Source organism: Ensifer sp. M14 (assembly GCF_003355565.1).
Classification (GTDB): Bacteria; Pseudomonadota; Alphaproteobacteria; order Rhizobiales; family Rhizobiaceae; genus Ensifer.
Genome location: NZ_QJNR01000007.1, coordinates 33,795 through 46,931 on the forward strand (window position 1 = coordinate 33,795; position 13,137 = coordinate 46,931).

Annotated in this window: 3 protein-coding genes; all 3 read left to right on the forward strand. The window is 63.6% G+C overall.

Features of this window, described 5'->3' with window-relative positions; all coding sequences use genetic code 11:
* The first annotated feature begins 283 nt into the window (after nt 1-283).
* Genes BLJAPNOD_RS22030 through BLJAPNOD_RS22040 form a run of 3 tightly spaced genes read left to right on the forward strand, consistent with a single transcriptional unit; the run spans nt 284 to nt 13,133 of the window.
* Complete coding sequence (locus BLJAPNOD_RS22030) at nt 284-2,230, forward strand: non-ribosomal peptide synthetase (RefSeq protein ID WP_115421494.1); 1,947 nt, start codon at nt 284-286, stop codon at nt 2,228-2,230.
* The gene (locus BLJAPNOD_RS22035) at nt 2,227-10,332 is read left to right on the forward strand and encodes a non-ribosomal peptide synthetase/type I polyketide synthase (RefSeq protein ID WP_115421495.1); all 8,106 of its coding nucleotides are present in this window, start codon (nt 2,227-2,229) and stop codon (nt 10,330-10,332) included. Before BLJAPNOD_RS22030 ends, BLJAPNOD_RS22035 begins: the two co-directional genes overlap by 4 nt.
* Nucleotides 10,329-13,133 (forward strand): condensation domain-containing protein, encoded by a 2,805-nt coding sequence (locus tag BLJAPNOD_RS22040; RefSeq protein WP_115421496.1) that lies wholly within the window; start codon nt 10,329-10,331, stop codon nt 13,131-13,133. The genes BLJAPNOD_RS22035 and BLJAPNOD_RS22040 overlap by 4 nt, the downstream gene beginning before the upstream one ends.
* Nucleotides 13,134-13,137 lie beyond the last annotated feature (4 nt).

A 13,137-nucleotide genomic window follows, 5' to 3' on the forward strand; every position in this document is an offset into this window, starting at 1 on the left:
GAAGCGCATGAAAACAAAGCGAAAACAAACGGTTCTGTCTGCATGGCATGACGGGTTGTCCGCATATCTCCCCGGGTCGCATCCCCCTAAGGACTAAGGGGAGCTAACCCTTTTGATCGCCGGGTATCGATGCGGCTATCCCAATGATCAGCTGTTCATTTTTCGCCACCATGGAATTCTGGCAGACGACGGCATTGCAGCAAATTTCGCCGGCCGTCTGTTGCCGGGAGGACGTCTGGGTCTTTCCGCCAGGCGGTGAAGCGAGAGGAACAGGAGGCGAAGTATGGCTGAGTTCCAATTTTCCGGAGGCGACGGTTCGGCGGCGATGTCCGGGCGCGCGACGGGTCGCTCCCAGGAAACCGTGTCCTACGATCCGGAGCGCTCGGTTCATGCCATCGTTCATCAGCAGGCCCAGGCGGCGCCGCAGGCAACGGCAATCATCTTCGACGATTACTCGATCACCTATGGCGAACTTGACACTCTGTCCGATGCGCTCGCCGCTTACCTGACCGACCAGGGCGTGACAAAGGGCGACATCGTCTGTCTTTTCGTTCCGCGGTCCCTTGAGACGATCGTCGCCATGCTGGCCATCCTGAAGGCAGGCGCTGCCTATCTGCCGCTGGACACGACCTTTCCTGTCGACCACCTCGACTACGTCGTCGGCGACTGCGAGCCGAAGGTGGTCTTTGTCGATACCTGCACCCTTGTTACGATGCGCCAGGTTCCGAGCGTCAAAGGCACGATCGCCGACCTCCATGCCCTCGTTGCCGATCTCTCCCGCGCTCAGGCGAAGCCGTTCGAACCCGTGGCTGTCGCCGGCGGCGACATGGCCTACGTCATGTACACGTCGGGTTCGACCGGCCGACCGAAGGGCGTCGCCATTCCGCATCGCGGCATCACCCGGCTCGCGCTCGATCAGAACTATGTCGAGCTCGGCAGCGGCGATGTCGTGCTGCATGCGGCCACCATCGCGTTCGACATCGCCACCTTCGAGGTCTGGGGCACGTTGACGAATGGCGGCACCATTGCCGGTTTGCCGGACGGAAATTTCTCCATCGGCCGGCTTCGGGACGTCATCCGCGACAATGGCGTCACCGTCTCCCTGATCACCACGGGTCTGTTCAACCTGCTCGCCGATTTCTCCTGCGGCGAGCTGCCGACGCTGCGGCACCTGATGTTCGGCGGCGAAGTCGCCTCGGCCGAACATGTCAAACGTTTTCAGAAGGCGCATCCGGAGTGCCGCCTGACCAACGGCTACGGCCCGACGGAAATCACTGTCATCGCCACCGCCTTCGACATCCCCGCCGCGTTCGACGGCAAGGATGTGCCGATTGGCCGCGCCGTCAGCCACACCGGAATATTGATTGTCGACGAGGACCATCGCCCGGTCGGGCGCGGCATGGAGGGGGAGCTTGTTCTCACCGGCGAAGGGGTCGCCATCGGTTACTTCCGGCGTCCCGAACTGACGGCGGAGCGGTTCGTGACGATCCGCACCGATGAGGGCGATGTGCGCGGCTATCTGACGGGCGATCTCTCCGTGCTCGGCAACGACGGCATCCTCCTCTTTCGGGGCCGGCGGGACCGGCAGATCAAGTTGAATGGAAAACGCATCGAGCTTGACGAGATCGAAGCCGCCTTGCGGCGCGATCCCCGGCTCGCCGATGGCGTCGTCATCTGCCAGCATCTGGATCAGTCGCACAAGCGCATCGTCGGTTACCTGTGCCCGCGCGAGGGCACGCGGGCAGATGATGCCGAGCTGATCCGTGGCGTGATGGAGAGGCTGCGCAACAGTCTTCCCGCCTACATGATCCCGAGTGCAGTGATCGTGCTCGATCAATTGCCGCTGCACCAGTCGGGCAAGGTCGACCGTGCCAGGCTGCCGCTGCCGGTGGATGCGTTGCCCGCCGAAAACGCGCCCGTCGCCAGCCGAACCGAGGCGGTCTTGCAAAAACTCTGGTGCAGCGTCCTTGGCCTTCAGGCCGTGGAGTTTGATCGCAACTTCTTCGATTTCGGCGGCACATCGCTGCAGCTGATGCGGGTGCACGCGGCGCTGGAGGCAAAGCTTGCCCGACCGATCGATGTGGTCGCGCTGTTCAAGCATACGACCGTTCGCGAACTGGCTGATTTTCTTGACGGAAAGTCGTCTGCCAGTGCCCGCGCGATGACGGCGGCCGAACGTGCGGCGCGCCAGAAAAAGAACATGTCCCACTTCCGCAGGAGCGCCTCATGACGGTTTTCAATGGTGCGGACGACGCGCGCGGTTCCGATCGCAACGACCAGGACGTGACCGGCATTGCGATCATCGGCATGTCCGGTCGTTTTCCGGGCGCCCCGTCGGTCGAGGCTCTCTGGGATCTGGTGTGCGAGGGGCGGCACGCATTTTCGAAACTGAGACCGGACGAAATCGAGGACGCCTTTACTGACGAGGAACGCGCTGCGGCGAACTATGTCCCGGCGCGACCGCAGCTTCCTGATATCGACATGTTCGACGCCGAGTTCTTCGGCATGTTCCCGCGCGAGGCGGCGGTGACCGACCCGCAGCACAGGGTCTTCCTCGAGGTCTGCTGGGAAGCGCTGGAGCGGGCCGGGTATGATCCCCACCGTTATCCGGGTCTGATCGGCGTTTTCGCCGGCGCGTCGATGCCGACCTATCTCATCAACAATGTCCTGGGCGAACGGGCAAAAGCCGAGGAGTTCACCTCCAACTACCAGATCGGCTGCTTTCAGCAGATCGTCGGTTCACTGACGGACGTGCTGGCGACAAGGATCGCCTACAAGTTCAATCTGCGCGGACCGGCAATCGCGATCCAGTCAGCCTGCTCGACGTCGCTTCTGGCGGTGTCCCAGGCCTGCCAGAACCTTCTGACCTATAGCTGCGATATGGCGCTTGCGGGCGGGGTGTCGATCACCATTCCGCAGCGGCGTGGCTACATCTACCAGGAGGGCGGCATGGTCTCGCCCGATGGCATCTGCCGGCCGTTCGACGAGCAGGCGGCCGGAACCGTTTTCGGCAGCGGTGCCGGCATCGTGCTGCTGAAACGGCTGGAAGACGCCCTTGAGGATGGAGACCGGATCTTCGCGGTCATCCGCGGCTACGGCATCAACAACGACGGTTCGGACAAGATCGGGTTTACGGCGCCGAGCGTCGAGGGGCAGGCGGATGCGATATCGTCGGCGTTGGCAAATTCCGGCGTCGATCCCCAGACGATCGGTTATGTCGAATGCCACGGCACCGCGACCCCGCTCGGCGACCCCATCGAGTTCGGCGGATTGCGCGCCGCCTTTGCCGATGTTGGCGACATGCGGCAGCATTGCGCATTGGGCTCGGTCAAGGGCAATGTCGGTCACCTCGATGCCGCCGCCGGTGTCTGCGGGTTGATCAAGACGACGCTGGCGCTCTATCACGCCAAAATACCGGGAATGGCGAATTATCAACGGCCAAACCCGCGCATCAATCTCGATGACAGTCCTTTCTACATTCCTGCCAGCACCACCGACTGGCCGGTTACCGAGGGTCCGCGCCGCGCCGGCATCAGCTCGTTCGGCGTCGGAGGTACCAATGTGCACCTCGTGCTGGAGCAGGCGCCGGCATCGCGGGGTGATGCAGACCCTCAGGCGCGGGGACCGTTTATCCTGCCATTGTCCGCCCGCAACGAGGCAGCACTTGCAGCCATGCGGGCGAACCTGCGCGATCACCTGCAGGCCAACCCGGCATTGCCGCTGGCGCAGGTCGCGCACACGCTGCAAACCGGAAGGCGCGCCTTCAGCCATCGCACCGCGATTGCCGTCAACGATATCGAGCAGGCGATCGAGCGCCTCGGGGATGAACGGGTGGCGAGCGCCGTTGTGACCGACCGTCCGCCGCTCGCCTTCATGTTCCCCGGCCAGGGCTCGCAATATGTCGGCATGGGAGCAGCGCTCTACAGCCGCGAACCGGAATTCACCCGCTGGATCGATCGGGGCGCCGATCTGCTCCGGGCACCGCTGAAGACGGACCTGCGCGATTTCATCTGCCACAGTGGCACCGTCAGCCAGGCCATGGCCGACGAGCAGCGCGAAACCCGCATCGCCCAGCCTTGCCTCTACCTCGTCGAATTCGCGCTGGCGCGCCTGTGGATGAGCCGCGGCTTGAAACCCGACGCGATGATCGGCCACAGCGTTGGCGAATTCGTCGCCGCGACATTGGCCAATGTCATCTCGTTCGAGGACGGATTGCGGCTCGTCGCTGCGCGCGGACGTTTGATGCAGTCGCAGCCTCAGGGCGCGATGGTATCCGTGCGTGCCGATGTGCAGACCGTCTCAGCTTATCTCGGCGACGGGGTCGAGGTCGCCGCAGTGAACGCGCCGAAACTCTGCGTGATTTCCGGAACTTTCGATGCCGTCGATGCGACGTGCGCTGCGATGGAGCGCGCAGGTGTCGCCTTCAGCCGGCTTCACACCTCGCATGCATTTCATTCGGCAATGATGGACGGCGTCACCGATGCCCTGCGCGAGGAGACGGCAAAGGTCACCTACGGCACGGCGATTACGCCTTACATCTCCTGCGTCACCGGCGCCTGGCAGACGGGCGAGCAAGGCATGTCGCCCGACTATTGGGCGAAACATTGCCGTGCCGCCGTCCGGTTTTCCGATGGACTGGCGACCCTTTGCGATGGGCGGAAACCTGTCTTGCTGGAGGTTGGGCCGGGCCGCACCCTGTCGGTCTTCGCCGCACAGACGCTCGGCCGCGATGCGGTCAGCGCCGTCGTCCAGTCGCTGCCGGAACATGACCGTGCGCATGCCGCCGGCAACACGCTCGCCGAAGCCCATGGCAAGCTCTGGATGGCGGGCTGCGACCTCAACTGGCCGGCGTCGGCGGCAGCCCGCAGCGCGCCCCTCATTCTGCCCACCTATCCGTTCCAGCGGCAGCGCCACTGGATCGACGCGCCTGCCTCGGCGCGGCGCGGCGAAAGCCGGCCGGCATCGTCGATCGAGCAGCTCCCTGCCGCCGAGCCGTCTTCCACCGACACTCAAGCGCAACCGTTTGACGGGATGAAAATCATGAATGTTGCTACACCAGCCGTTGCCGCAAGCCGTATCCCTGCATTGCAAACCTCGCTCATCACCTTGCTCAGCGACATGTCGGGAGAGGCGCTTGGACCGGGCGAAGCGGGTGCGACGTTCCTCGAACTCGGCTTCGACTCGCTCTTCATCGGCCAGTTCGCCCAGAGGATCGAGAAGGATTACAAGATCAAGCTCTCGTTCCGGGAACTGCTCAGCAACATTCCGACCATCCAGGATCTGGCTGCACACCTCGATCGGCAGCTGCCGCCTGAGCCGCAGCCGGCGCCGGCGTCAGTGGCTGCCGCAGCTGAAGTCACCCTGCCGCTCCCGACCGCAGCCGCCCCGCCCGTCGCCGCACAGGTTCTCCCGCTTCTTCCGGTTGCCCCCGTCACAATGGCCGCGCCTGCAGCCGGCATCGAGGCCGTCCTGCAGTCGCAACTGCAGATGCTGCAGGCGGTCGTTTCGCAGCAGCTCCAGGTGCTTCAGGCAACGGGCTCCGTCGCCGCGCCGTCCACTACGACCACAGTTGCGACGGCGACCGTTGCGGCGGCAGCGATAGCCAATCCGACGGCGACGAGCGCGCCCCAGCAGGTGCCGAAGGATGCGGCCGATCCCACGGCCGGCGGCGAAATCGGAGCGGGCCGTATCAAGCTCTATCGTCCGGGCGCCAAGAGCCTCGCGCCCGAGATGACCCCGGAAAAACAGACGTTCGTCGCCAACCTGATTGCAGCCTACGAGGCACGGAACGGAAAGTCGAAGAGCTTCACCGGCCAGAACCGGAAGTGGCTCGCCGATCCGCGCACTGCTGCCGGCTTCCGTCAAGACTGGAAGGAGATCGTCTTCCCCGTCGTTTCCGATCGGTCGAAGGGGTCGCGCATCTGGGATGTCGATGGCAACGAGTATATCGATCTCGTCAATGGCATGGGCCAGACGGCCTTCGGACATGCGCCGGACTTCGTCGTGGAGGCGGTGAAGGCGCAGGCGGACGCCGGCTTTGCCATCGGCCCGCAAACGCCGCTTGCCGGCGAGGTCGCGGAAATGATCGCGGAGATGACCGGCCACGAGCGCGTGACCTTCTGCAACACCGGTTCAGAAGCGGTGATGGCGGCTATGCGCGTGGCGCGCACGGTCACCGGCCGGGACCGGATCGTGATTTTCGGCAATGATTACCACGGACAGTTCGACGAGGTTCTGGTCAAGGGCCGGAACCGGGCAGGCGCGCCGGTGGCGATACCCGTTGCCGCAGGGATTCCATCCGCCTCCGTCGCCAACATGACGGTGCTTCGCTACGGCGATCCCGAGAGCCTTGACTGGATCAAAGCCAATGCCGGCGATATCGCCGCTGTTATCATCGAGCCGGTTCAGAGCCGTCATCCGGAGTTGCGGCCGGTCGAGTTCGTGCGCGCGCTGCGTGATATCGCAACGAAGTCCGAGTTCGCTCTGGTCTTCGACGAGGTCGTCACCGGCTTCCGCGTCGATCCCGGCGGCATGCAGGCGATCTGGGGCATCAAGGGCGATATGGCGACCTATGGCAAGGTCATCGGCGGCGGCATGCCGATCGGCGTCCTGGTTGGCGACAGCCGCTTCATGGACGCGCTCGACGGCGGCTGCTGGAACTACGGCGACGATAGCGTTCCGATGACGGCGCCGACCTTCTTTGCCGGGACATTCGTGCGCCATCCGCTGGTGCTGGCTGCGGCGCGTGCCGTTCTCCAACACATCAAGGGTGAGGGGGCGGCGCTCTACGGCGCGGTCGCCGAGCGCACGCAGGCTCTGGTCGCCGAGATCAACGCGGATCTCGCCCGGCGCGGGATCGCCAGGTCCGTCAACGGCTACAAGAGCTGGTTCTTCACCGAGTTTGGCAGCGACGATCCGCTTGGCTCACTTCTCTATGCCAAGATGCGCATGCAAGGCGTCCATATTCAGGACGGCTATCCCTGCTTCCTGACGACCGCCCACAGCGAAGCGGATTTCCAGGCGATTGCCGCCGCCTTCCGCACCAGCCTCGATGCACTTCAATCTGTCGGAATTCTCGGCACGCAAAGCCAGCCAGAGGAAATCGCGCCAGCGTCCGCCGGCGTAAAATTTGCCCGGCCGTCGACGGCGCCGCTGACGGAAGCGCAAAAGGAGATCTGGCTTGCCGCCCAGGCTGGCGATGAAGCCTCTTGCTCCTTCAATGAGTCCTTCACGATGGTCTTGGAAGGGCCGCTCGATCGGGAGCGCCTTGGCCGGGCACTCGATGCCGTCGTTGCGAGGCACGACGCATTGCAGATCCGGTTCGGCCGGGCAGGCGATCATTTCGAATTCATTGCCGATTTCGAACTCGATGTCGCCGATATCGACCTTGCCGGCGAGAGCGATGGCGAGGCGTTGTTCCGGCAGTTGATCGATGAGGATGCGCGGAGCCCCTTCGACCTTGCCAACGGGCCGCTCGTCAGGGCTTCCATCATCAGGATGGCTCCCGACAGCCACCGCCTGGTCTTCACGGCGCACCACATCATCTGCGATGGCTGGTCGGTGAATGTCGTGATCGAAGAGCTCGCCGCGATCTATTCGGCCTATGCACGTAACGCCGAGGTCGACCTTGCGTCACCACTGTCCTTTGCCACCTACGCGACCGATCTGGCGCCCAATGCGGAGATATCGGGCGCGACCGAACAGTTCTGGCTCGACCAATACAAGGATGTTCCCGATTTGCCGGAAATGCCGCTGGATCGACCGAGGTCGGAACGTCGCAGCTTTGCCGGCGGAACCGTGACCGGAAACATCGAGGCGGAAACCTACAAAGCGCTGAAGAAGGCGGGTGCAAAGTCCGGCGCGACGTTGTTCTCCACCTTGCTGGCGGCACTGCAGATCATGATCTCACGCCTCTCCGGCCAGGATGACATCGTCGTTGCCGTGCCTTCGGCCGGGCAGAGCCTGCTCGACGGACAGACGCTCGTTGGCCACTGCGTCAATCTCTTGCCGCTTCGCCAGACGGTTGCGTCTGACAGACGCTTTGACGAGCATCTCAAGGCCACGCAGCAGCTCGTGCTCGGCGCTTTCGAGCACCAGGACTACACGTACGGCACGCTGGTGCGCAAACTGGGCGTCAAGCGCGACACGCATCGCCTGCCGCTGACCGAGATCCAGTTCAACCTGGAGCGGGTGCCGGACAATCTGGATTTCGGCGGCTTGCAGACCAGAATTTCCTCGAACGCCAAGGCCTTCTCCAACTTCGACATGTTCTTCAACCTGACCGAAAGCCCTGCGGGCGTTCGCATCGACGTCGACTACAATGCGGAAGTCTTCGAACGCAGCACGATCGAACGCTGGATTGGCCACTTCGCGACACTGGTCGCGGCGCTGGCCGCCGATATAACCCGACCGATCCACGATCTGCCGCTTCTGTCTGCAGCCGAACAGACCTGGCTTGCAGAGGAACTGAACGACACGACCGCCGACTACGATCGCGACGCGTTCGTCTTCTCGCTGTTTAGCCGCAAGGCTTCCGAGCAGCCGACGGCGATTGCCGTCGAACTCGACGGCCAGACGATGACCTATGCCGCGCTCGAGACACGATCCAATCAGCTGGCCTGCCGGATCCAGAAGGCCGTCCCGGAACCAGGGCAGCGCATCGCCCTTCTGGTCGAACGGTCGCTTGAAATGGTGGTCGCTCTTCTGGCGATCATGAAATCGGGACACGCCTACGTGCCGCTCGACCCGGCCCACCCGGAGACGCGGCTGTCCCAGACACTGGCGGTTGCAAGCGTTGCCGGCATGATCTGCGACAGCGACGGTGCAGAAGCTCTGGCCGGCAAGGACGTCGCCATCATCCGCATCGACGGCGAACAGGGTGCGGCCGGCCCGGCAACGGCGCTACCGAAAGTGCCGACGGACGCGGCGACGCCCGCCTATATCATCTTCACCTCGGGATCGACCGGAGCACCGAAGGGGGTCGAGGTTTCTCATCGTGCGCTCGTCAACTTCCTCACGTCGATGGCGCGGGAGCCCGGGCTCACCGATCGCGACACCATCGTCGCGGTAACGACGATCTCCTTCGACATCGCTGGCCTCGAACTCTACCTGCCGCTGGTCACAGGCGCGAAGGTCGTGCTTGCCGGCCGGCACACGGTGCGCGACGGTTTCGCCCTCGTCAGGCTCATCGAAAGCTGCGGTGCGACGGTGCTTCAGGCGACGCCGACACTCTGGCAGATGCTGGTCGAGGCTGGTCTCAGCCGCCCGGGCCTCAAGATGCTGTGCGGTGGCGAGCCGCTCCCCAAGGCACTCGCATCTTCGTTGCTCGGCCTCGGCGGCGAGTTGTGGAACATGTATGGCCCGACCGAGACGACGATCTGGTCGTCCGTCCAGCGGATCGAGGATGGCGAAAAGCCGATCACCATCGGCCATCCCATCGCCAACACGCAACTTCTCATCCTCGATAGGGCCAACCGCGTTGCCGCCATCGGCGTCACCGGTGAGCTGCATATCGGTGGCGAGGGTCTCGCCAACGGCTATTTCGCCAGGCCTGACCTGACCGAGAACGCCTTCGTCGATCTCGACATCGGCACGGGAGCGGTTCAGCGTCTCTACAAGACCGGCGACGTCGGCCGGCGGCTCGCCGATGGTTCGCTGCAATTGCTCGGCCGGCGCGATCAGCAGATCAAGCTGCGTGGCTTCCGCATCGAGCTTGGCGACATCGAGGCTGCGATCTCCAGCGCAGAAGGCGTTCGCCAATGTGCCGTCGTCGCTGCCGAAAACAGCAACGGCGACAAACAGCTCGTCTGCTACGTGATCCCGGAAAACGAGAACAGCAAGCCGACGACATCCATGCTCGCGGCCCATGCTGAGGCCAACCTGCCGGCGCATATGGTTCCCAGTTTCTGGGTGCTGGAAGAGGCTCTTCCCCAGACGGCCAACGGCAAGCTGGACCGCAAGACCCTCGAACAGCGTGGCCTGCCGCAACGGGAGGTCGCGGCCATCCGGGTGCCGCCGCGCACTGCCATGGAAACACGGCTCTGCGAGATCTGGCGCGACGTGCTGAACGCGCAGGAGATCGGCGTCGAGGACAATCTCTACGCGCTTGGTGCAGATTCTTTGATCATCTTCCGCATCGCTGCCCGCATGCTGGACAGTGGCCTGCAGCTGGAGGCCAAACACCTGATGATGCATCCCTCCATCGCGGAACTCGCCACCTTTGCCGAGACCCGCGACGACGGCGAACTGAATGGCACCCAGCCGCAAGTTCCTTCGCTGAGAGATTTCCGCAATGGCGCGCGGCGCCGGTTTGAGCAGGTATCAAGAGCATGAAAGAGACCAACAACACTGCACCTGCCGCCGAACCCACCGTGATTGCGGAGTTCCCCTGTTCCCAGACCCAGTTGCGCTGCTGGATCCTCGACCAATTGAAGCCGGGCAATCCGGCGCTCAACGTCGCGGTCCGCTGGGAGATCCGTGGCGCCTTCCGATCTTCGACACTGGAGGCTGCGTTTCGCACGGTGATCCAGCGCCATGAGATCCTGCGCACCCGGTTCGTCGAGGTGGGCGGCAGGCCCTGCCAGCAGGTCGTCGATCAGGTCGACTTCAGGATGTCGGTGATCGACCTGCGCAATGTGCCCGTCGATCAGCGCGATCAGCGCATCCTGTCGATTGGCGAGGAAACCGCGCGCGCGCCGTTCGACCTCAGCAGCCCCTATCTCTTCCGCGTCTCGCTGCTGATGGTGGAGAACGAGCGGGGCTTTCTGCTGATCACCGCCCACCAGAGCTGCTTCGACGGTTGGTCGATCCGCGTGCTGGGCCGCGAGGTCGGTGAGATCGCATCGGCGCTTGATGCCGGACGGCAGCCGACCGTACCCGAACTGCCGTTGCAATACGGCGACTTCTCGCTGTGGCAGCAGGAGTATCTGGGCAGCTATGGTTTCGAGACCGAGAAGTCGTTCTGGCGCGAGCAGTTGACCGGCGCACCATATTTCGAGGTTGTTCCGGATACGCCGCGAGGGCCGGTCAAGACCAGTCGCGGCAACATCCTCTCTGTCAACAACACAGGCGATTTCAGCGAGCGGATCGATGCTGCGGCACGCGCTCACCGGGTGTCGCTCTACAGCTTCGGTGCCGCCGTCGTCAGCGCCTTGCTGCAGCGTTACACCGGGAAGAATACCGTCATGTTCGGCTCGCAGGTCGCCGGGCGTGACGAGACGGACCTGGAGAACCTCATCGGAGTCTTCATCAACAATGTCGTTCTGCGCTTCGACATGGGCAGCGACATCACCTTTGCCGAGCATGTGCGATCGGCAGGCGCAACGGTGACCGCTGCGCTCAACCACCACAGAATGCCGTTCAACAAGCTGGTGGAACTGGTCAATCCGGTCCGCGACCCCTCGCGCAATCCGCTGATCTCAGTGAACTTCAACCTGCAGAAGGCCTTCCTGGAAGACCATCAGTACGGCGGTTTCGAGTTGCTCAGCGCGCCGTCGCAATCCCCTGGCGTCATCTACGATCTGAGCTTCATCATGATCGGCAGGCCGAGCGGATGGCGCATGTCCATCGAATACAATGCCGACCTGTTCGAAAAGGCGACGATCGAATCCCTGCTGCGGCTCTGGCAGGAAGCCTATGAAATGGCGCTGGAGCAGCCCACGGCTGCGCTCTCTGCCCTGACCATCCCCCCGCGGGAGATCAAGACGCAGCCGGTCGAGACGGGGCGTGCGACGGCGATCGAACAGATGCTAGCCGCCAATCCATCTGTTGGTTCGGCTGTGGTCCTGCTCGAAGAGGATGGAAAACGCGCCCATGCCTTCGTCACACCGGCCCCGACGACCACGGAACCGCTCGATCGCCTGCCGGAGCATCTGATGGACTATCTGGGCAGGCAACTGTCCCAATCCGCCATGCCCGGCGGCATCAGCGTACTCCTCAATTTCCCGCGCGATGCCAGCGGTACCGTCGATCGCACCGCGTTGCGCATTCCCGTACCGCCGACCGCTGTTGCCACGGTGGTCGCCGACCGCCTCGATCCGGCGAACACTCCGGTGCCGGCCCCGGCGCAACCCGACCAGACCAAGGCTCTTGCGGCGATCTGGGCAGAGGTGCTCGGCGTCCCGACGATCGCGCCGGACGATAACTTCTTCGCGCTGGGCGGCCACTCGCTTCTGGCATTGCGCATGCTCTCCGGCGCCCGATCGAAGCTTGGTGCGAAGGCCGACCTGGAGCTGCTCTTCAAGGAGCCGACATTTGGCGGCTTTGCCAAGGCGCTGTTCGGCGAAACGGAACCGAGAGGGACGGAACTGGAAGGCCCGAGTGCAAGCCCCTGGTCCGTCAGTGCCTGCGGGCGCACCGATGCGCCCTATACGCTCTACACCCTCAACCATCCGTTCCTCTACTACAGACTTGCCACCGACCTCGGCGATACCGTGTCGGTCTACAACGCCAACATGTTCCATGCGGACCTCACCGGCGATCTCGCCTCGATGTCACTTGAGGAGATCGCCGGGCACGCCGTCGACAGCATGGGCGCAGACATTCTTAAAGGGCCGGTTGGCGTCATGGGGCTTTGCGTCAACGGCGTGCTGGCGGTCGAAATTGCCCGTCAGCTGCGCCAGCGCGGTGCAGATCTTCGTTTCACGGCCGTCATCGATGCCTGGGCGCCGGGCTATGTCAGGTCGCAGTCCCGGCTGCGGCGCCTGCGTTGGAACGGTGAGCGCCGCCTGAAGCGCATCGGCTACTTCACCCGCAAGCTCTTTTCCGGCCGCCTCGGTTTTGTCGACTATCTCAGGGAGTTCAGCTTCACGCTTGCCTTCCTCCAGCGCCTGGGGCTACCGGCCGGCACCCATTCTCCCGAAGAAGCCGTCAATGCCGATGTTACCGATCTGCTGGTCAACGCAGCCCGTCGCTACCGCCCGGCAGCGACGAACGATAAGTCCGTTCTGCTGTTTAGAAGCGAAGCCACCCACCGCCGGGCCCGCAAGCTGCTCTTCGGCTGGGGTGGTGCAATCGCTGAAGACAGCGAGGTCTTCGACCTTGAGGGCTGGCATGAGGATAGCCTGAACAGCAACAGCATTCAGGCCCTGGCGACGATTGTCATCAACAGATTCCGCTCTCATCAAGAGAGCTGAACGC

Bases quoted from the DNA above. Each gene is read 5' to 3' on its own strand.
- BLJAPNOD_RS22035 (WP_115421495.1), top strand. From the start codon at position 2,227: ATGACGGTTTTCAATGGTGCGGACGACGCGCGCGGTTCCGATCGCAAC.
- BLJAPNOD_RS22030 (WP_115421494.1), top strand. From the start codon at position 284: ATGGCTGAGTTCCAATTTTCCGGAGGCGACGGTTCGGCGGCGATGTCC.
- BLJAPNOD_RS22040 (WP_115421496.1), top strand. From the start codon at position 10,329: ATGAAAGAGACCAACAACACTGCACCTGCCGCCGAACCCACCGTGATT.